Here is a 20,766-nt window from a genome sequence, read left to right on the forward strand (position 1 = left end):
ATGCGGCTTTTGGAGAGACTCTGGGGGAAAAAACCCTCACGAAAATCCGATAAGAAGAAAAAAGGCACTTCTAACTATGCTTATGCCGTAACCCGTGTCCGTGCGATGAAGAGTAAGCTGCTTCCAAAAGAAACGTATCCGCGGCTTCTCAACATGGGGATCGATGAAATCACCCGCTTTATCCAAGAGTCTGAATACAAAAACGACGTTGACGAACTGGCAATGAAATACAGCGGTGGCGATCTGGCAGAACACGCATTAAATAGGAATCTTGCGCTCACCTATGACAAGTTGCTCAGGATCACCTCAGGAGAATTAAACTACCTGATCGCGGCATATCTTTTAAGATATGACATCTGGAATGTAAAAACGCTTCTCCGCGGTAAACTGTACAATGCATCCGTTGAGGATATCCTGGAGTCTCTGATTTCTGCCGGGGAGTTTACCTATACCTTCCTGTCAGAACTTGCAGCCAAGGCCACATATCAGGAAATCATTGATGCCCTGAAAGAGACCGATTATTATCCCCTGCTGCAGGAGTTTGACGGAAATAACCTGGCATACATAGAAAACGAGCTTGACAAGATGTACTATTCAAGCCTGTTTGCCGCAATTGGAAAACCCAGGTCCAAGGACCGTAAGCTCTTTGCAAGGTTCATCAAACTCGAAGTCGATGTCAAGAACCTAGGTACCCTCTTCAGGCTGAAAAAAGCAGGAGTCGAGAAATCTGATGAGATCATGCCTCTCATGATCGAAGGCGGTCTTGAGCTTAAGCCCGAGAAACTGGCAACGCTCCCTTACGAACAGTTTATCGATGAACTTCGGAAAACTCAGTACTGGGATGCAATTGCTACTGTAACGGGTCTGGAGACAGCTTCTTTGACTATCGTTGAAAGCAGGCTCATAAGGTACTATCTTGAATCTGCAACCACTTATTCGCATGTATCTCCGATCTCAATTGTACCTATTATGGAATATATTATCCATAAAAATAACGAGGTCAACAACCTCCGGATTATTTTCAGAGGTAAGGAGGCTGACCTCAGTGATACACTAATTAAAGACCAGTTGGTGGTTATCTAATGGAGTTGGCAGTGATCGGAAAGAGCGAGTTTGTCACGGGGTTCAGGCTGGCGGGTATCAGAAAAGTTTATGAAATCGTTGATGTCCCATCCAGTGAGTCCGCGGTAAAATCGGTGCTTGAAGATAAGAGTATCGGGATTCTTGTAATGCATAATGATGACATTAGTAATCTGCCGGAAATTTTAAGGAGAAACTTGAATGAGTCTGTCCAACCAACAGTAGTAGCCCTCGGAGGAACTGGGGAAGGCTCAATGAGTTTAAGAGATAAAATAAAACAAGCGGTAGGTGTTGATCTGTGGAAGTAAAAGGTGAAATTTATCGTGTGGCTGGGCCTGTCGTCACCGCTATCGGCTTGGATGCAAAGATGTATGACCTTTGCAAAGTCGGTAACGAAGGGCTGATGGGTGAAGTCATCCAGATAGTAGGTGGCAAGACCATCATCCAGGTTTACGAGGAGACAGGAGGCGTCAAACCAGGAGAGCCCTGTGTAACTACAGGTATGTCTCTGGCAGTAGAGCTTGGCCCAGGTCTTCTTTCTAGTATTTATGATGGGGTTCAGAGGCCACTTCATGTCCTGCTTGAAAAGACGGGTGGGTTCATCCAGAGAGGTGTCACTGCAGATGGGCTTGACCACGAAAAACTATGGGAATTCAAACCTGTTGCCAAAAAGGGAGATTTCGTAAAAGGCGGAGAAGTGCTTGGTGTTGTTCAGGAAACAGTAAACCTCGAACACAAGGTCATGATGCCCCCTGACAAGTCGGGCACAGTCGCCGATATAAAGAGCGGAAACTTCACTGTCTTGGAGACCGTCTGTACCTTAACTGATGGGACAGAACTGCAAATGATGCACAGATGGCCGGTAAGGAGACCAAGGCCGGTAAAGAGAAAACTTACTCCTGAAAAGCCTCTGGTCACAGGACAGAGAATCCTCGACGGACTTTTCCCTGTCGCAAAGGGAGGTACTGCTGCAATTCCGGGACCTTTCGGGTCGGGCAAAACCGTTACCCAGCAGCAGCTTTCGAAGTGGAGTGACACCGAGATTGTGGTATATGTAGGGTGTGGAGAACGCGGAAACGAGATGGCAGACGTTCTGTGGGATTTCCCGGAACTTGAAGACCCGCAGACCGGAAGGCCACTCATGGAGCGTACCATCCTTGTGGCAAACACTTCAAACATGCCTGTGGCTGCAAGAGAAGCATCTGTGTACACCGGAATGACACTTGCTGAATACTTCCGTGACATGGGGTATAACGTCTCCCTGATGGCAGACTCCACCTCCAGGTGGGCAGAAGCCATGAGAGAAATCTCCTCCCGTCTGGAAGAAATGCCTGGTGAAGAAGGTTACCCTGCATACCTGTCTGCAAGACTGGCAGAATTCTACGAGCGTGCCGGGGTTGCCGAGACTCTCTGTGGCGAGAAAGGCTCAATTACTGCTATCGGTGCAGTATCCCCACCAGGCGGTGACTTCTCCGAGCCTGTTACTCAGAACACTCTGCGTATCGTAAAGGTGTTCTGGGCTCTGGACGCAAAGTTGTCCCAGAGGCGTCACTTCCCGGCAATCAACTGGCTGAACAGCTACAGCCTGTACAAAGAAGATCTTAATGACTGGTTTACCGAGAATGTGGCCCCTGACTATGTTGCTATGAGGGAAAAGGCAATGGATATGCTGCAGACAGAATCCGAACTGCAGGAAATCGTGCAGCTTGTCGGTTCTGATGCTCTGCCTGAAGAACAGCAGCTCCTGCTTGAAATTACCCGTATGATAAGGGAAATCTACCTGCAACAGAACGCATTCCACCCGATAGACACCTACAGCCCGTTCGCAAAACAGTACAAGATCATGCAGGCCATCATGAAATACGGAGACGCTGCAATGGACGCCCTTAAATCAGGTGTACCGGCTTCGGAAATCATCAAGATGGAATCAAAGGACGAGCTTCCCAAAGTCAAGTTCGAAGAGGACTTCGATGGTTCTTTGAGCGCTGTCCTTGCAAAAATGGACAAGGAGTTTGCAGCCCTGGGAGGTAGGTAACAATGGTAAAAGAGTATAAGACAATCACTCAGATTGCCGGGCCTCTTATCTTTGTCGAGAAAACAGAGCCTGTAGGTTATAATGAAATCGTTAACATTAAAATGACTGATGGGACTGTCCGCAGAGGTCAGGTGCTGGACTCTTCTTCTGACATTGTGGTTGTTCAGGTTTTCGAAGGTACTGGTGGGCTTGACAAGGACTGTGGTGTGATTTTCACCGGGGAAACCCTGAAGCTTCCCGCATCCATTGACCTTCTCGGCAGGATCCTCTCCGGTTCGGGGGACCCAAGGGACGGCGGGCCAAGGATTGTGCCCGACCAGCTCCTGGACATCAATGGGGCCGCAATGAACCCTTACGCCAGGCTGCCTCCAAAAGACTTTATCCAGACAGGTATTTCTACAATTGACGGGACAAACACCCTGGTTCGTGGGCAGAAGCTGCCTATTTTCTCAGCTTCAGGTCTCCCGCACAATGAAATTGCCCTGCAGATCGCAAGACAGGCTTCTGTGCCCGGGTCCGAATCTGCTTTCGCTGTGGTCTTCGCTGCAATGGGTATCACCAATGAAGAAGCCCAGTATTTCATGAGCGACTTTGAAAAGACAGGCGCTCTGGAAAGAGCAGTTGTGTTCCTGAACCTGGCAGACGACCCTGCTGTCGAACGTATAGTCACCCCACGTATGGCTCTTACAGCAGCCGAGTACCTGGCATATGAGCACGGCATGCACGTTCTTGTCATTCTGACTGACATCACCAACTATGCAGAAGCTCTCCGTCAGATGGGTGCCGCCCGTAACGAAGTGCCTGGTCGCCGTGGTTACCCAGGTTACATGTACACTGACCTTGCAACCCTCTACGAGCGTGCAGGCATTGTCAAGGGTGCCAAGGGATCCGTTACTCAGATTCCGATTCTTTCGATGCCCGGTGACGACATTACCCACCCGATTCCTGACCTGTCCGGCTATATTACCGAAGGCCAGATCGTGGTTGCCAGAGAACTGCACAGGAAGGGTATTTACCCGCCAATTAATGTGCTGCCTTCCCTGTCAAGGCTGATGAACTCCGGTATCGGTCCCGGCAAGACAAGGGAAGACCACAAGGCGGTTTCTGACCAGATGTATGCAGGTTATGCAGAAGGGCGTGACCTGAGAGGTCTCGTGGCAATCGTCGGGAAGGAAGCTCTGTCCGAAAGAGACACCAAGTTCCTCGAGTTTGCTGACCTCTTCGAGGACAAGTTTGTCCGTCAGGGCAGAAACGAAAACAGGACAATCGAGGATACTCTGGAGATCGGATGGCAGATTCTCACTCACCTTCCTGAGAACCAGTTGGGTAGGATAGACAACAAATATATCCAGAAATATCACCCGGCGCACAGAAAGGCTAAGTGATTGCCATGGCTCAGCAGGACGTAAAACCAACTCGTTCGGAGTTAATTAACCTCAAGAAAAAGATCAAGCTATCTGAAAGTGGGCACAAGCTCCTGAAGATGAAAAGAGATGGTCTGATCCTTGAGTTCTTCAAGATCCTTAACGAAGCAAGGAACGTCAGAACCGAGCTGGATGCTGCCTACGAAAAAAGCACGGAAAAAATCAATTTAGCCTCTGCTGTGAACGGAATGGTTGCAGTCAAATCAACTGCCTTTACAGCGAAGGAATATCCTGAGATTCAACTTTCAGGGCATAATATCATGGGTGTAGTAGTGCCAAAGATCAGTTCTACTGGAGTCCGCAAACCCCTCTACGAGAGGGGTTACGGTATTATCGGGACAAACTCATACATTGACGAGACTGCCGATGCTTACGAGGAACTTGTAGAAAAGATCATTGCTGCTGCAGAGCTGGAAACAACAATGAAAAGGCTCCTTGATGAAATCGAGAAGACCAAAAGGCGTGTTAACGCTCTTGAATTCAAGGTCATTCCCGAACTCATTGCGACCATGAAGTACATCCGTTTCATGCTTGAAGAAATGGAAAGGGAAAACACCTTCAGGCTAAAGAGAGTCAAGGCAAGAATGAAAAATTAAGCTTGATTTAAACATGGCAGCATGTAAGGATCAACCGAATCTGGTTGAAAGAACTATACTTAAGTTATGTGAACCCGAAAACCAGGCCCGCCTGTTGCAGGCAGCCTGGCGAATCTCCCTTATAACGATGGTTTTCGGGTTCATTATTATCTTAAAAACGATTTTTCCAAACTTTACCGTGACCTGAAATTCAGGACAATTGTTTTTTTAAGTTTTGTCCTGAGTTCGGCACAATATATTGTTTTTACAATTGGCAGTATATTGCTTCTTATTGCTTTTTTCCGATTTTTATTGCTTTTTTCCGATTTTTATTGCTTTTTATTGATTTTTTCCTATTTTATTGCTCTTTATTGCTTTTTTCCTAATTTTATCACTCTTTTCCGATTTTTATTGATTCTTTCCTATTTTTGATTATATTTATTTTCTTTCTGATTTGCCTTTATTAGAAAGCTATTTCAACGACGAATATTAATCATAATTTCCCTATGCAAAACGAAGCAAGACTTCTTCATGTGACCGGCACGGTGCAGGGTGTCGGCTTTCGCCCCTTCATTTATCAGCTTGCAAAATCCCACAGGCTTTCAGGGTACGTGAAAAATCTTGGGAACCACGTTGAGATCCTTATCGAGGGAAAAAGGGTAAACCTTGAAAGTTTCCTTAACGACATGCCTGAAAAAAAACCTCCGCTTGCAAGAATAAAAGAAGTCAAAATAAATACCGTCTCTTTTTCCGGCTTCCTTGAGTTTATTATCATTCAGAGTGAACAGGGAACATTTGAAAATTCCATAATTCCTCCAGACACGGCGATCTGTGAGGAATGCAGGATGGAAATCTTTGACCCCTCTTCCAGATACTATCATTATCCTTTTGCCGTCTGTACGAACTGCGGCCCACGTTACACAACAGTCCGCACCCTTCCCTATGACCGTGAAAATACTACAATGGCAGATTTTCCTCTCTGCGGGGAATGTGAAGTTGAATATACCGACCCTCTCAACAGGAGGCACCATGCTCAGCCTTTTTGCTGCCCTGAATGCGGACCCGAACTCTGGCTTTCGGATGCTCAGGGAAAAGTACTCGCAAAGAATTACGAAGCAATTGTAAAGGCTTCTCACCTTCTTGCGCAGGGTTCGATTCTTTCGGTCAAGGGCTTCGGGGGGTTTCATATTGCCTGTAATGCCCGAAAGGAAGATCCCGTACAGGAGCTTCGAAAAAGGCTCGGGCGTCCGGAGCAGCCTTTTGCGGTCATGGCAAAAGACACGGTAGTCGTAGAGTCTTTTGCAGAACCGGGGCACGAAGACCTAAAATGCCTCAGCTCTGCCCACCGCCCCATAACCGTACTTCCCAAATCAAAAACCTTCGAACTGGCAGAATCGGTTTCTCCGAACCTGCACAACATAGGGGTAATGCTTCCATATACAGGCACCCAGGAACTGCTTTTCGACCTAATGCCGGATTCGGTATATGTTATGACCTCGGCAAACCTGCCGGGAAGGCCCATGGTTGTTGAAAATGAAGAGGCGCTTGAAAAACTCAAGGGAATTTCAGACTTTCATCTGCTGCATAACAGAGTTATTGCAAACAGGAATGATGACACGGTTATCCGGGTTGTTAACGGAAAAAGTGCGTTTATCCGGCGCTCCAGAGGGTTTGTGCCTGAACCTGTAGAATTGCCCTTCGAAGTTGAAGCAGTGGCAGGGGTAGGGGCTGAAATGAACTCGACAGTAACCCTGGCGAAAGGAAAACTGGCTTACATCTCCCAGTATATCGGAAATACAAGCCATGTTGAAACCTTCAGGTACCACGCTGAAGTTTTCCAGCACCTTGTCCAGCTTACGGGAATAGAACCCCTCAACTGGGGCTGCGACCTGCACCCTGCTTTTAATACAACCCGTTTTGCAATAAGCCGGGGCAGAGAAAAAACCCTTCAGGTACAGCACCACTACGCCCATATCCTTGCCTTGATGGCGGACAATTCCCTGCCTGAAGACTCCAAGATTCTGGGAATTGCCCTTGATGGAGTCGGGTACGGGAAGGACGGCACAGCCTGGGGAGGGGAATTCCTGGGGGCTTCATATTTCGGATACAAACGCCTGGGACACCTGCTGCCCCAGCCCATGCCGGGAGGAGACCTTGCAGTAAAAATTCCTGGCCGAATGGTTCTTGGGATGCTTTCCGGGAAGCTTGGAGAAGCAGAACTTGAAAAACTGCCTCTTTACTTCCCCAGGGGAAGGCAGGAGTTTTCTGCAGTTGCGCAGCAGCTCCAGCGAAAAATAAATGTTACCATGAGCAGCAGCGCAGGAAGAGTGCTGGATGCGGCGGCAGCTCTTCTGGGAATTTGCCAGGTAAAGACCTATGAAGGAGAGCCTGCAATGAAGCTCGAGTCTGCAGCAAAGAGAAGCCTTCAAAAGCCTGACCTTTCTCTGGTTTTCAAAAAGGAGGGAGAAGCCGGAGCCCCGGTACTTGATACTACCGAGCTCCTGCTGGGAGTTTACGAACATTCCTGCGGGAAATATTCCCCTGAGGATCTTGCGTTTGCCGTGGAAGAAAACCTTGCAAAAGGAATAGCGGAAATTGCTATCTCCCTTGCCACGAAAAAGGGTTTTGAGAAGGTCGGATTGAGTGGTGGAGTTGCCTACAACGACCATATCACCTCCTGTATTGCAGGGACGTTAAAGGAAGCAGGCTTTGAGTTTCTCACGCACCGCCGTGTCCCGTGCGGAGACGGCTGTATTTCCTTCGGACAGGCTATAGCAGCCGGGCTCGGAACTGATTCAGAAGGAACACTCTATGATGTAGGAAGCCGTTAATTCAATAGATAAAAGATTTACTGCCACCACTTCTGATGGTTCTGCCTCCCGCTTGCTCATCCGACATACTGAAATTTGATCCGAAAAACTGAAATACAAAATTAAATAAATGATTTATGCTTACATAGGAGTGGGAGCGTAAATGGGGTTAGGTAGTATACGTATCAGAGTAGTAACCAACAGGGATGAAATCCTTAGTTTGGAACACGAAGAAAAGGCAGTACATCTTGCTTTCAGGCCTTCGGACAGAGACCTCTTCAGCCTGGTCAAGACCTGCCCTGGAATTGAAATACTCCAGCTCCCGGCCTCATCCTATGAAGGACTTTCAAAATTTATTAAGATGTTTTTGACCTCTTCAGGAATTCACCTGGTAAAGGGTGATGTCAGCGGGCACTGGCATGACCTGAATAATTATTTTGTAATACCTTCCTATGTACTCGAAAAAATAAAGGAGCTGGAGGTTCAGGGCAGAACCGAAAAAGAAATAATTGAGGAGATAACGAATCTCAGAAAAATCAGCCCTGATATGGTCCTTCACCTGCTTCACAGTTCTTTTCTTACCTCATGCCCCGAAAGGCCCGGAATGAACAATATAAACCGGTTTTAACAAATGGGTTTAAGTAACCAGGGACTACAGGCGTTTCCACCATTTCTTTGAGGCTTTCTGTTCTTCTATCTGTCTTAACCCTTCAGCTTCAAGTTTCTGCTGCTTCCTGTACTTCCGGTTTTCTTCATTAAGCCTGGAAACTTCTTCTTCCTTGCTTACAAGTGTGCATCTGATCTGTTTTATTAGCTCGTCTTTTTCCCGGAGCTGCTCCACCAGTTTTTCTTCTCCTGCATATCCAGAGAGTTGTTTTTCAAGCTTTCTGGCTTTTTCTTCACTTGAGGCAAGCCTGACCTCTACTGTGTTTATCTTTCTCTCTTTTGCAGTGAGCTTCTCTTCCAATCTCTTTACTTCCCCACTCTTTGCAATAACCTCTTCGGCAAGGGTCTTAAGGTCCCGATCCTTTACCAGGATGCTTTCTTCAAGTTTTCTCATAGCTCTTTCTTTTGCTTGGAACTTTTCATTAAGTGCCCTTATTTCCTCAATTTTTGTTTTGAGAGCCTTATTGAGGCTATTCCCCTCATTTTCATATCCAATCAGCCCAGACTTAAGTTTTCCGATTTCCTCATCCTTACCTGCGAGTTTTTCGAGGGATCCCTGAAGCTTTGAGTCCTTTTCCTGAACCTCGGCCTCAAAAACGCTTATAACCTCTTCTTTCTCTTTCAAGCAGGTTTTAAGCCCTTCAATAATGCTGCTATTTTGGGCAATCAGGTCTTCAAGCTTTTTTATAGCTTCATCTTTCAGAACAAGCTGGTTTTCCAGATCCTTTACAGTTACGTCTCTCTGAACAAGCTGATTCTTCAGATCCTTAACAGCTCTATTTCTCTGAACAAGCTGGTTTTCCAGATCCTTTACAGCTCCATCCTTTGTAGTGAGGGTACCCTCGAACGTTCTTATTTTTTCACTCTTTTCAACGATCTCCCTCTCAAATTCCCCAAGTTTACCTTCCTTTTCGGAGATCAGCTTTTCAAGCTCATTGAGTTTGACTTCTTTTCCGGCGAGCTTTTCTTCAAGGTCTTTAATATTTTCTTCCGAGTCTGAGAAGGACTTTTGAAGGGAAACTATTTTTCCGGTCCCTGCCTCAAGTTCTTCCCGAAGGCCGCTGATTTCCCTGTCATTACCTGCAACCCGGTCCTCAAACTCTTTAATTCTCTGCAGGCTTTCTGCAAGTTTTATTTCCAGCCTTTTTAATTCCGCATCCCTGTTTGCAAGCTGGGAATTTAAAAAATCTATTTCGACTTTTTCTTCGCTTTCTTCCACTTCCAGAGTGACAGGAATTTCTTTTTCAGACTCTGAAGCTCGTTCTTTTTGTTCAGAGAGCAGGCAAAGCTGTCCTCTTGTGTTTTTACAAATTTCAGCCCAGGCAAGAATCGACGCTATCGGCGTTATCCTTTTAAATACGCTGTCTCCGGGCTTGCAGCCGTAGACTTTACTGGCAATATAACCCTCCAGAGTATTCAGATCAAGGTTAGGGTCCCCCAGCCTGGAGTTTGTTGCATTTCCCTTCTTCGCCTTCCCTCCGTTTTCCTGCAAAAAATTAACGGCTTCTGAAAATATATTCCAGAGGAGAAACGGCTGATTTTTCAGATTATCAACGTAGATTCCGTCTTCTTCAGCTCGGGCTTCGAAAAACTGCTTCCCGCTCATGAGGGGAATCTTTGCTGGATTTCCTTTTTTATCAAACTGATTTTTTATTCTTGCAACAACAGGATCTTCCATGCATGGGCCTCAAACAGTCTTAGTTTCTGGAATATAATAAGGATAACATTTAATAAAAGTTATGTTATGTTCCAAAAATCTATGGAGCAAATTGGGACAGAAAGCAGACGTAAAAAAATATTAGTTTGGAAAAACACCTGCACTCCCGGAAGCTCAGGAGCATAAAGGTTCCCGAGTTGGAGAGCTCTACTTAATTGCCGGATTTATTCCGGAATCGAGCAGAGAACCTATCAATGTTCTCTTTTCGCACCGCACGAAGACAGGACCGGCCTGGTAGCCAGACAAAAATTAACCTGCAAAACAGCCTGCAACTAAGAGATATGCTGAAGATACACAAACCTGCATATCTGCCCTTAAAAAAAGAAGTTGTTACCGGGTTTTTGAGTATAGAGAAAAAGCACAAAACAACAGGAAGAGCCTTAATTCTTCGTTATCTACTGGATAATTATATATATGTTGTAACTATAAAGGATGTCATTTGAGAGATATAAGCCTAAAAAGTCTGAAATTCAGATTCGTAGCCAGATCCGGAATTCAATTTCAGTCAGGAAAATCAACGACATGCCGGAAATCAACGTCGTTGATATTATAAACGAGGCTACAAAATCATCAAAACCTGAAAGTTTCAAAGAGAGATGTTTCAGGAATTAACATGTTTATTTTTCAGAGCTCTCTGTTTTTTAAAAGATTGTTTATTATAGCAATTGAATATAATTTTTAATATACACTACGATTTTTAATAAGGAACGTCTTTCCATTAAAGTGATGAGTTTTTCCGATGACGGTTAGTATATCTATTTTTGAAACCTATGTTTAATTGCTTTCTGTTAGAAGAAGGAAAAGATCCGGACCTTTACCCTGTACCTCTTCAGATGCAATATGGTGTATCGATACGTGGAGTATTGATGAGCAGTTGTGGATTATTATGAGCAAATCGAACCAGAGGTATCAAAATGGATGACCTACCGGAAGAAGTCCAGGAATTAATCGAAGAACTGGATGAAGCAGCAGAAGATGAAGATGAGGATGCAATTAAAGATCTGACCCAAAAGCTTCTGGCCACCGGGGTTGATGTGGAAGCAATTACCCTCAAAAAACTCGCACTCCTGGTAATGGACGGAGAGGAGGAAATGACCCAGGGCTGGACACAGGTGGCAATCCAGATCGGAACGGACCCCTTCAAAACCCTTATAGAAGGGCTCGCAGCAGGCATGAGCCTTATCGGAAAAAAATACGAAGAAGGAGAAGCTTTTGTTCCCCAGCTCCTGATAGCTTCGGCTGCAATGTACGGCGGGATGGACCTTCTCGCCCCCTACATGAAACAGGATGAAAACAGCGGTTCAAAAGCTGCAACAGTTGTCATTGGCACGGTTGAAGGCGACGTCCATGACATTGGGAAGAGCCTTGTAAAAACCCTGCTCAGCGCAAATGGCTTCAATTGCGTGGACCTTGGAAATGACGTCCCAGCCTCCAGATTCATCGAAGCTGCAAGAGAGAATAAAGCAACCGCGGTTTCCATGAGCACCCTCATGACTACAACCATGGCCGAGATGCCGAAGGTCGTCAAAATGCTTGAAAATGAAGGCATCAGGGATAAATTACTGGTAATGGTTGGTGGAGCTCCTATCACAGCCGAGTATGCATCCCAGATAGGGGCAGATGTTTCTCCCCACGATGCAGCCAGTGCAGCAAGCTGGCTGAAAGGAGCAGTTTTTGACTTCCCGTCTGAAAGCGTGAGATGGAGTTGAACTTTACAGGTGTTTTTGCGAACTGACCTGACTAAAAAGCATAAACGGAGTAAAAAAGGAGAAAAAAACATGGTATCTGAGATGACCTCAAAAGAAAGGGTCTTTGCAATGCTCAACAGAAAGCCTGTTGACAGGGTCCCGGTGATCACAGGCTCTGTTATGGTCAAGGAATATATAGAGAAGAGCGGGAGTTCCTGGCCCGATTACCACAGCAATGCAGAGATGATGGTCAATACTGTGAGCCTTATGCATACCGACGCCGGGCTTGACAATATTGTAATGCCTTTTGGAATGTTCATAGAATCAATGGCTCTTGGCCTTGAAGTGAAGATGGGAAGAATTGATATTCAGCCTTCGGTAAGGAGCTTTTTCAACAAGCCCGAGGAGGTAAAATATGACAACTTCCTTGAAGACAAATATGTACAAACCACACTTGACGCCATAAAACTAGCAAAGGAAAAATACCCCGACGCAGCAGTTACGGCTTTTCTCGTAGCTCCCATAACACTTGCAGGAGACCTCATGGGTGCTGAGAACCTGTCCATGCTCAGCATCAAGTGCCTCCAGAAGGAAAAACAAATGCAAAAAATGAAGGACTGGATTTCGATAGCCCTGGAAATTAACAAGATCTATGCCGAGGCCTGTGTCGAAGCCGGAGCCGATATCCTGTACTACTCGGATGCATCCGCATCCCCCAACCTGGTAATGCCTGAGTTTTACTACCAGGTAGCTGTTCCTGCTGAAAAAGAGATAGGGGACTTCGTGCACCACCTAGGATGCCCCTGGGAACTTCACATCTGCGGAGATACCGTCCCGATCATTGAAGGAATGGCATCCACAGGCGCAGACTGCCTCAGTGTAGAACAGGCTGTTAATATGGAAGAAGCAACCAAGATCGCCGGAGACGTGCCTGTTGTCGGGAATGTGACCCCCCTCCTGATGGTCGAAGGCACGGAAGCTCAAATTATAGAAGAAACAAGAAAAGGGCTTGACGGCGGAGCAAAAGCAAGTATGCTCGGATGTGGAACCCCACCCCTGAGCAGTTCGGACAAGCTCAAAACCTGGGTAAAAGCTGCAGCTGACTGGTCTGCAGATAAGCTTTGATCAGATAAGCTTTGGTCATAAAAGCTTTGAAAGTTCATTGAAAAAAGTAGGAATTGCTGTTTGAAGAAAAAAGCTATCCAGGGAAGAAAAATCCTCAGTAAGAATGGGATTATCATCATCTTTCCATTCAAGATCTTCCCAGGGACAGAAAAGGAGGGATCGGGATTCAGAACATCCGTTTAAGGATTTCTGATTCCCGTACTCCCCATTTACATCTGTAATCCGTGTTCTGAATTATTGTTATTGGAGCGACAGCTATGGGAATTAATCAGGAAAAAATGAGTAAAGTAATGAAATACCGCTGGGTGGTTTTTGTTATTCTCGCCTTCGCGTATTTCTTTGTGTATTTCCACCGCGTATCTACCGCAGTAGTTGCGGCTGACATCATGAATACATTCGGAGTGGGCGCTGCCTCTATAGGGCTGCTCGGGTCCGCCTACTTCTATGCCTACACGGCAATGCAACTTCCAAGCGGGATTTTAAGTGACAGCTGGGGTGTAAAAAAGACAGCCGGAGTTTTCACCCTGCTTGCTGCAGTCGGAGCCGTCCTTACCGGAGTTGCCTCCAACTTTACCATGGTCCTTATCGGAAGAGTGTTAATAGGGATCGGAGTGGCAATGGTCTACATCCCTGTAATGAAGGTGCTTGCTATCTGGTTCAAGAAGAACGAGTTTGCCTCAATGTCCGGAGTCCTGCTCGCAATAGGGAACATCGGCGCCCTCAGCGCTGCAGGTCCCCTTGCCATAATGGCAGCTGCTTTTGGAGACTGGCAGAAAGTCTTCCTGATGCTGGGCCTTTTTTCCGTACTGCTTGCAGTAGCAATCTTTGTGCTTGTAAAGGACAAACCCGAAGAGATGGGCTGTCCGACTATTCCGGAAATCGAAGCCTACGAAAAAGGTGAAAGATACATTCCTCCAAAAGCCGTTGAAAAGATTCCAATGGGAGAAGCCCTCAGGCAGACTTTCAGCTCCGGGATGAAGTTCTGGCCCCTATCCATCTGGTTCTTCTTCATGTACGGAAGCCTCATGGTCTATCAGGGCCTGTGGGGAGGCCCCTTTTTCAGGGATGTTCTAGGCTGGGACCAGGGGACCTATGCAGGTATCCTCTCCTTCATAGCAATAGGCATGATCTTCGGCTGCCCTATTGCAGGCTACCTCTCGGATAAAGTGCTCAAGTCCAGAAAGAAAGTCCTCATCGCAGGCACTGCAGTATACATAGTGCTCTGGGGAGTCATCTGGTCCCAGGCAGGAAACATTACCAGCACCACTGCATACACCCTCATCCACTTCCTCTTCGGGTTCTTTGGAGGTTTCTTCATCGTATCCTATGCCCAGATAAAAGAATGGTTCCCTGCATCGATTGTGGGGACTGCAACAGGGGCATACAATATCTTCCCCTTCCTTGGAGGGGCAATCTTCATGACCTTAACCGGGAAGATGATGGAAGTCTCGGACGGGGCTGTTGCTTCCGTAGCCCAGTATAAATCCGTCTGGCTTCTCATGTTCGCCTGCATGGTCTTTGCCTTCCTTTGCCTGCTGGTCTCAAAAGAAAAAGGCGCAGAAAACACTGCTACCCCCGTAAAAATTACAGAAGCCGGGGAAGTACCTGTCGGGTCACAGAGATAAGAAAATAAGGAAAGGTTTGGAGCAAAAATCAGGAGATAAGAAGTAAAGATAAGGAAAAGATAGAACAAAAATTTGGAAAAAATAAGAAGTAAAGATAGAAGGAATTGAGAGAAGACAGGTATCGGAGAAAAAACTGTCCAAAAAACAATAATTTTCCGTTTTTTCAAGTCTGAAAGCCGGGAAATGGGAATAGATGTATTCTCTGGGCCTTACTCTCTCAAACTTCGAATAATGGACTCAAAAATCTGCCCGTGCTTGAGATTTGATTTACGAAGTGTAAAAAACCTCAAAGATTAAAAACGAGCACAATTTCCTGAAGACCGAAAAAGAGTTTGCAGAGTATCTGAAAAACCTTAGTCTTCCGGACCTCAGTCTTCCAGGAAACACCCACATCCATTCAAAAATCAAGGTAAATGGTTCTTCGTGTATTTTGCGGGAACAGTTATTTCCGAAGTGTGCATATAAGAATTTTAGAAAAGCAGAGTGGTTCCAGACACGAAAATGCTTTCCTGTGAGTTTGCAGTAAAAACCTGCAAAAGGCGAAGAGCTTCATTTACACATCTTCCGCAGGAGTTTTCAAAGCTCTTGTGAAGTGTTTCACACCGATGGCAGTAAAAATAGATTCTCTAAGATGTGCTGTCATCATGTATCCCCAGAGCAGGCAGTAAGTCTGCAACACCACCTCTGTGCAGGCACATATTTGCAATTTTAATGTGTGCCTGCGCAATCTTTTTTACAGATTATCTCAGGAAATATGGAGGAAATATCCGGAGAACGTGGAACCCCGGGTCGGCTGTTTAAGAACTTTTTGATGTAATAAGAATAATAACTTTTTAATATCAAATACTCCTATACTAGGTTGTTTATAAATTTCAACTAATGTTTCCCTATTCTCTTCTGCTAATATTCAATGGCGTTGATCCTGTCACGCTGTCGTTTTACCCTGAAGGGTTATAAGTCCCTGGTGATTGAGATTGGACCCATCTTGCCTGATAAAAACAATCTTCTTATCCGAAAAAAGAAAAAATGTACTGGTTCTTCTCCTGAAAGAAGGGCCAAAGAGCATCGATGAAATAAAAGAGGCTCTTGATGTCAATTCAAGTGCCCTTATGCCCCAGATAAAGAAACTTCTTAAATGGGACCTCGTAACCTATGACCCAGTTGAAGACAACTATAAGTTATCGGATATGGGAGTCCTTATTGTTGAAAAAATCGAGGAATTTCTGAATATTATCAACATTTATGTAGAAAACCATGAGTACTGGGAAACCCGCGACCTTAGTGAAATCCCGTATCATATGAGAAAAAGGATCGGGAACCTGAAGCATTGTGAGCTTCTGGAAGCAGACAGAGACTGTCTCTTTGAATTCCATCCGACCTTTGTCGAAAATGTCCTTGCCTCAAAATATGTTATGATGGCAAGCTCCACCTTTCAGCCCCAGACAGTCAGCATCTTTTCAAAGCTCCTCAAAAGGAACGCAAAGGTTTCTTTCGTACTTACGGAGCAGGTTTTCGATAAGTTTTTTGACGATTTCCCGGACCAATGTAAGTGTTTCCTCTCTCATGAAAACATGAGTGTTTCCATGCGTAGCGGGCATATAGGCCCTCTTACTCTTGTTGTAACGAACAACTTTATGGCACTCTGGCTCTTTGACAAGAACGGACGATTTGACGGGACCACACTTCTAAGTTACGAGGAAAGCGCACTTAAATGGGGAAGAGAACTCTTCACTTATTACTCCAGCATCTCAAATATGGTATATATAGACCCAGATTCCGGAAAAATGGAGTTCACGGGCTATAATATCACAAAAGCCAGTAAATTCTGAATTGTTTCAGAATTTTTTTGTTTTTACCACTAGATTTCTCTCGATCTCGATTTAAGACTTCTAAATTTCGATGCTTTTTCCAGCAGCTGTTTTATAATGAATATTCGTTATGTACGCCATTGTTCCTTGGACATAATCGAAGCTGTTATATAGTTGCTTCACAAAGAATAATTAATCTAGCTACATCCATCTATGCAGGATTTTTTTGACAGATGATTTATAATAAATTCCTCATAGATAACATAGCGGGATAAATTCCTGCCTAAAACAAAAATAACACGGTTAAGAGGAAATTATTTCAATTTATTAATAAAAGAGCTTATTAACCAGAATGTAATTTCGCTCAAGTCATGCTTTAGCAGCCTTTACTGCCTCTATGCTATTGATAATGCCGCCGATTGGCTGAAATACCTTTAATTCTTATCAGCCTTTGCTTGCGAGAGGAAGTTCTTAGACACTTACAGGACAATAAAATCGGAGGAAAAATAATTGGGAAAGTTCAGGGTAAAAACCTGGGTCGTAGATCTGGTTTTTATGCACATTTTGTTCATTGCGATCCTGTATATAGTCTATGTTTTTATCGTGCCAGTAATAGTTCCAAGTTAATTGTAAAGGAATGAATATCAGACTAAGGGCTGTTTATACCCAAAGATGATTATAAAATGGATTAAAGGTGGTCTCAAGTGACGGAAGGGATGAAAACTCAGATAGGCGATAATAACAAAAAAAGAAAACAAGATCCCGTTAATGAGGAGGACAGGCCAAAAGGGCTGAAGTCCAAAAGTTACTATCTTGACGTGATCTTCATTCAGCTTTTGCTTCTGTTACTTCTGTATGGAGTCGCCAAATTTGTTGTACCCATGCTGAATCCTTAATTTAATTGGAAAAGATTTTGGTTTCCTTCGGGAAAGTGTTTCAAGCTCTTCCCGAAGTAGTACCACACTATTTTAAGTGTATTTTGAAATTAAGGCTAGTTTATTGATTTATTGGTTAGTTGGTCCTGATTTCATCAAGATCTATTATCTTCCGAGTCGGTTATCTTCAAGATCTATTATCTTTCGAGTCGGCTATCTTCAAGATCTATTATCTTTCGAGTCGGCTATCTTCAAGATCTATTATCTTCAAGGTATGTTATCTTCAAGGTATGTTATCTTTTTACTCCGTTCACCTCTGCAAGGATATTCTTTTTAGGACACTTCCTGACAACATAGCTTTTTCCGGACCCAGAGCCGTTTCTGATGCTGCTGTTCTTTCTGACACCATACTCATCTGAACTACTGGACAAAATAGGCAACTTTACTACAAATTGTTTTATTTATAACAGATGACATCAAATCCAGGGCCAGATGCCAGGAAAACCTAGATCTGTTTGGAGATTTCCTGCTCTCAATAGATACCTCCTTTTTTTCCTGAAAAAAGAATATCCAATTAATATAGAAAAAATTGGTTCTTAAAAATGCAGGGACTATAAGTTCACTAAAATTTCAGCTGAAAGTTAACACATTTTATAAACTGAATAGACCTGATCGAGAAATTTGAACATACAGGATTCAGGGAGATTTACGCTAAAATATGAAAAGGTGAATAAGTACAATTTTAAAGGGTTGAAGCACATAACAAAATATCAAGAATGCCCTGACTTGCGACAAAACAAATATTGTTTTGATAATATTCTGATTTTTTGTTGATTTTGTTCCTCATGCTTTTCAGAAGGTCATACTGAATATTTATTAAAATGTGAAATAAAAAAGCGCTACATATGCCGATTTTGATTACAGAAAAGAAAAATATGTGAGAATAAAAGAAAGAATGTAAATACTAGTTATTTCTAAATAAATCATGTAGTTATAGAAAAATATTTAATGAAGAATTTTTTAGTATCAAATGAAAAAAAATCAATAGATCGGGAGGACAAACTTTGAAAATAAGGGTTGTGAGTTCTAGAGAAGAAATCTTTACATTGAATCCCAACGAAAGAATAGTTCACCTGGCATTCAGGCCTTCAAACAAGGATATTTTTTCCCTGGTCGAGAACTGCCCGAAGATTGAGGTAATACAGCTTCCGAAATCATACAGGCGCACGGTCTCAAAGTCCATAGAAATGTTCCTTGAAATGCAGCGCATCCAGCTCATAGAAGGAGATGTCTGGGGACACAGGAAAGATATAAACGAATACTACCGCATTCCTTCCTCTATAATTGAGGAGATTAAGGAACTGAAAATCGAAGGCAAGTCCACTGAGGCTATCGAAGAAAAAGTCTCAAGGGAAAGCAAACTTAACCCTGAAATGGTTGCATACATCCTCAGAAAGGATGTTACTGCATGAGCCTCTGAAATAAATTTTCAGGCTCTCCCCATTTTATTTTCTTTTAATTTTTATTGCTTTGTAATTTTAATTATTGATTTATTTGTGTTACCCTTTAAATAAAGGGTTTTATAGTTTTATTACTTTTCAAGTTTAGTTACTATTTTATTTTTATTACTTCTTATATTTAATTACTGTTTTATTTTCAGTGTCTTGTAACTTTATATAATGACGCCTTTTTAAATAATTTGCCCCACAATAACACCCGTAAAACGCAATAGAAAGAAATCTCTGGTTAAAGTTACTTTCCAATATGAAAGTGTACAAGTTTTTCAAAGCTGATACGATAAATTATTCTAAATTGTTCTATCAATCCTTGATAGCTTATCTTATATTTGTGAGATTTCAGGAATCGTATAATAGACCAGAAAAAATAGCAGGTCAAACAAAAAATAACAGGAAAACTGGATATTTAAATTAGAAGGCAGAATAGTGAATTTAGAGAAGAGATATTCCATTTTGACTTTGCCTTTATCCAGCCTATTTTTAATCCCATCGCCAACCCGGGCTGTCCTTAATCCCTGACAGAGGACTGTTCTTTAGGAGAAAGCAGGATTATGAAAGAAACCGTCGCCTCCAAGGAAGGACAACTTATCTTAATTGGGAGCAAACTGAAGTTGTTTTTTTCGTATTATAGATCTCCAATCCTGATTTATGCAGGAGGTTTAGAAATTCACGGGATCCTAACATGCAAATCGGGAACCTGAAACACTACACACGTGAGATGTAAATCACGAATCTGGAGTACCACGGTAACCCCCGGAATTTCTATAAGCATATTAGAATAACTTAGGATAGATATAGATATTTTTGTTAACCATTTGCGAAGAACTGGGAACTACATTGTAGACCGGGCAATTTCAAGATTCAATAAACTAAAAAGAGAAATTCCATAAAGAATTCAAAAAACTTCCTGAAATATGTCTGTGCCGTGAAATTCAATCTTCAAGTAAGTATTTTTTTACCCCTTTCCAGAGAAATCCCTTCGCCAGATCCTCTACCGGAAACGGTCGGATTCCTTCCATTCTCTTTTCGATTTCCTTGAGATCATACCCCTCCTTCAGGATGATGAATTTGAATGCCCCTGCACTAAGGGCTTTCCCGGGACAGCCGTAAATACACTTTAAGCATAGAAAACAATCCATTCCAAAGACCGGTTTTCCTTCCAATATGCTGATGTTGTTTGCAGGGCATTTTTTTTCACACCAGCCGCAGCCACTGCAGTTCTCATTTACCTGAATTCTTTCCCCAAAGAATTTGGTCCCTTTTTTTTCCAGCTCCCCAAACATGGAGAATATGCGGTCTATGAACTTAGGCCCGGTTCTGCACACAACACCTGCTAGCAGGTCATCAGCTATACGCTCAACCTTTGAAGGCAGGATACCAAGCAGCCGGATAGCCAGCATATCATCGGTTTTCACCACCCAGTTTGAAGGCATAACTATCATCTTTTCATAAACAACCCGGTAGTTCTTTTTCTCCAGTTTGCGTATAGAGCTTACTCGGCAAGCTGTGTTGGGGGTTATATCCCCACCTCCAGAAACGGATATTACAGCCACTGGAACGATTTCATTGTTATCAGAAAGGCTGTCAATCCACTGATATACAACCCCAGGAGCATTGAAAGCATGTACAGCGAATAATAGTACCAGAAGGTCCTCTTTATCTCCGAAGGGGAGATTTCCGGCCCTTATCTCGGACCTGATAACAGATACCCCACGCCTCTCCAGTTCCTTCTGGAGAGTATCGGCAACCCGAGCTGTGCTTCCGGTTCCGGAAAAGTAGGCTATTTTGACTTTACGGATTTTTCGCGACATTTCCATGATG

Annotated in this window: 16 protein-coding genes; 13 read left to right on the forward strand and 3 right to left on the reverse strand. The window is 43.9% G+C overall.

The features are described from left to right. The 7 genes from MA_RS21685 (at position 1) to MA_RS21715 (ending at position 8,552) form a co-directional block, all read left to right on the forward strand. Positions 1-1,083: a V-type ATP synthase subunit C gene (locus MA_RS21685; RefSeq protein WP_011024044.1), complete on the forward strand. Its 1,083-nt coding sequence runs from the start codon at positions 1-3 to the stop codon at positions 1,081-1,083. Continuing rightward, positions 1,083-1,388: a V-type ATP synthase subunit F gene (locus MA_RS21690; protein ID WP_011024045.1), complete on the forward strand. Its 306-nt coding sequence runs from the start codon at positions 1,083-1,085 to the stop codon at positions 1,386-1,388. The genes MA_RS21685 and MA_RS21690 overlap by 1 nt, the downstream gene beginning before the upstream one ends. After that, positions 1,379-3,115 carry an ATP synthase subunit A gene (locus tag MA_RS21695; protein WP_011024046.1) on the forward strand — a complete coding sequence of 579 codons (1,737 nt, stop codon included), beginning with the start codon at positions 1,379-1,381 and terminating at the stop codon, positions 3,113-3,115. The genes MA_RS21690 and MA_RS21695 overlap by 10 nt, the downstream gene beginning before the upstream one ends. A gap of 2 nt (positions 3,116-3,117) precedes the next feature. Further along, positions 3,118-4,500, forward strand: a complete 1,383-nt coding sequence (locus tag MA_RS21700) for an ATP synthase subunit B (RefSeq protein WP_011024047.1) — start codon at positions 3,118-3,120, stop codon at positions 4,498-4,500. A 5-nt stretch (positions 4,501-4,505) separates the two neighbouring features. Continuing rightward, a complete protein-coding gene (locus MA_RS21705; protein WP_011024048.1) occupies positions 4,506-5,135 on the forward strand; it encodes a V-type ATP synthase subunit D in 630 nt (209 codons plus the stop codon). Positions 5,136-5,620: 485 nt separating this feature from the next. Next, positions 5,621-7,945, forward strand: coding sequence for a carbamoyltransferase HypF (hypF, locus tag MA_RS21710; protein WP_011024049.1), 2,325 nt, complete (start codon positions 5,621-5,623; stop codon positions 7,943-7,945). Between the two features lie 142 nt (positions 7,946-8,087). Next, the gene (locus MA_RS21715) at positions 8,088-8,552 is read left to right on the forward strand and encodes a DUF1699 family protein (protein WP_011024050.1); all 465 of its coding nucleotides are present in this window, start codon (positions 8,088-8,090) and stop codon (positions 8,550-8,552) included. A gap of 24 nt (positions 8,553-8,576) precedes the next feature. Here the strand turns inward: MA_RS21715 and MA_RS21720 are convergent, their stop codons facing one another. Continuing rightward, complete coding sequence (locus MA_RS21720) at positions 8,577-10,268, reverse strand: hypothetical protein (protein ID WP_011024051.1); 1,692 nt, start codon at positions 10,266-10,268, stop codon at positions 8,577-8,579. A 953-nt stretch (positions 10,269-11,221) separates the two neighbouring features. Between MA_RS21720 and MA_RS21735 the strand changes: the two genes are divergently transcribed. The 3 genes from MA_RS21735 to MA_RS21745 all read left to right on the forward strand — a co-directional run bounded on the left by MA_RS21735 (position 11,222) and on the right by MA_RS21745 (position 14,745). Continuing rightward, positions 11,222-12,016, forward strand: a complete 795-nt coding sequence (locus MA_RS21735; RefSeq protein WP_011024052.1) for a corrinoid protein — start codon at positions 11,222-11,224, stop codon at positions 12,014-12,016. Between the two features lie 69 nt (positions 12,017-12,085). Then, positions 12,086-13,120 carry a uroporphyrinogen decarboxylase family protein gene (locus MA_RS21740; RefSeq protein WP_011024053.1) on the forward strand — a complete coding sequence of 345 codons (1,035 nt, stop codon included), beginning with the start codon at positions 12,086-12,088 and terminating at the stop codon, positions 13,118-13,120. 257 nt (positions 13,121-13,377) lie between these two features. Then, positions 13,378-14,745 (forward strand): MFS transporter, encoded by a 1,368-nt coding sequence (locus MA_RS21745; RefSeq protein WP_157860380.1) that lies wholly within the window; start codon positions 13,378-13,380, stop codon positions 14,743-14,745. Between the two features lie 553 nt (positions 14,746-15,298). On the opposite strand, the gene MA_RS29580 is transcribed toward MA_RS21745, so the two are convergent. Next, positions 15,299-15,421 carry a hypothetical protein gene (locus MA_RS29580; RefSeq protein WP_282679185.1) on the reverse strand — a complete coding sequence of 41 codons (123 nt, stop codon included), beginning with the start codon at positions 15,419-15,421 and terminating at the stop codon, positions 15,299-15,301. A gap of 298 nt (positions 15,422-15,719) precedes the next feature. Between MA_RS29580 and MA_RS21750 the strand changes: the two genes are divergently transcribed. The 3 genes from MA_RS21750 to MA_RS21760 all read left to right on the forward strand — a co-directional run bounded on the left by MA_RS21750 (position 15,720) and on the right by MA_RS21760 (position 18,900). Next, complete coding sequence (locus tag MA_RS21750) at positions 15,720-16,574, forward strand: helix-turn-helix transcriptional regulator (RefSeq protein ID WP_048065918.1); 855 nt, start codon at positions 15,720-15,722, stop codon at positions 16,572-16,574. Between the two features lie 683 nt (positions 16,575-17,257). Then, positions 17,258-17,449 (forward strand): hypothetical protein, encoded by a 192-nt coding sequence (locus tag MA_RS21755; RefSeq protein WP_011024056.1) that lies wholly within the window; start codon positions 17,258-17,260, stop codon positions 17,447-17,449. Between the two features lie 1,043 nt (positions 17,450-18,492). Further along, positions 18,493-18,900, forward strand: coding sequence for a DUF1699 family protein (locus MA_RS21760; RefSeq protein WP_011024057.1), 408 nt, complete (start codon positions 18,493-18,495; stop codon positions 18,898-18,900). 977 nt (positions 18,901-19,877) lie between these two features. Here the strand turns inward: MA_RS21760 and MA_RS21765 are convergent. Beyond that, a complete protein-coding gene (locus MA_RS21765) occupies positions 19,878-20,756 on the reverse strand; it encodes an EFR1 family ferrodoxin (RefSeq protein WP_048066573.1) in 879 nt (292 codons plus the stop codon). Positions 20,757-20,766: the final 10 nt, after the last annotated feature.

Origin of the sequence: Methanosarcina acetivorans C2A (genome assembly GCF_000007345.1) — an archaeon.
GTDB lineage: Archaea > Halobacteriota > Methanosarcinia > Methanosarcinales > Methanosarcinaceae > Methanosarcina > Methanosarcina acetivorans.

Excerpts from the sequence above, each read along its gene's own strand:
- MA_RS21685 (WP_011024044.1), top strand. The coding sequence starts at position 1 with ATGCGGCTTTTGGAGAGACTCTGGGGGAAAAAACCCTCACGAAAATCC.
- MA_RS21690 (WP_011024045.1), top strand. The coding sequence starts at position 1,083 with ATGGAGTTGGCAGTGATCGGAAAGAGCGAGTTTGTCACGGGGTTCAGG.
- MA_RS21700 (WP_011024047.1), top strand. The coding sequence starts at position 3,118 with ATGGTAAAAGAGTATAAGACAATCACTCAGATTGCCGGGCCTCTTATC.
- MA_RS21705 (WP_011024048.1), top strand. The coding sequence starts at position 4,506 with ATGGCTCAGCAGGACGTAAAACCAACTCGTTCGGAGTTAATTAACCTC.
- hypF (WP_011024049.1), top strand. The coding sequence starts at position 5,621 with ATGCAAAACGAAGCAAGACTTCTTCATGTGACCGGCACGGTGCAGGGT.
- MA_RS21715 (WP_011024050.1), top strand. The coding sequence starts at position 8,088 with ATGGGGTTAGGTAGTATACGTATCAGAGTAGTAACCAACAGGGATGAA.
- MA_RS21720 (WP_011024051.1), bottom strand. The coding sequence starts at position 10,268 with ATGGAAGATCCTGTTGTTGCAAGAATAAAAAATCAGTTTGATAAAAAA.
- MA_RS21735 (WP_011024052.1), top strand. The coding sequence starts at position 11,222 with ATGGATGACCTACCGGAAGAAGTCCAGGAATTAATCGAAGAACTGGAT.
- MA_RS21740 (WP_011024053.1), top strand. The coding sequence starts at position 12,086 with ATGGTATCTGAGATGACCTCAAAAGAAAGGGTCTTTGCAATGCTCAAC.
- MA_RS21745 (WP_157860380.1), top strand. The coding sequence starts at position 13,378 with ATGGGAATTAATCAGGAAAAAATGAGTAAAGTAATGAAATACCGCTGG.
- MA_RS21765 (WP_048066573.1), bottom strand. The coding sequence starts at position 20,756 with ATGTCGCGAAAAATCCGTAAAGTCAAAATAGCCTACTTTTCCGGAACC.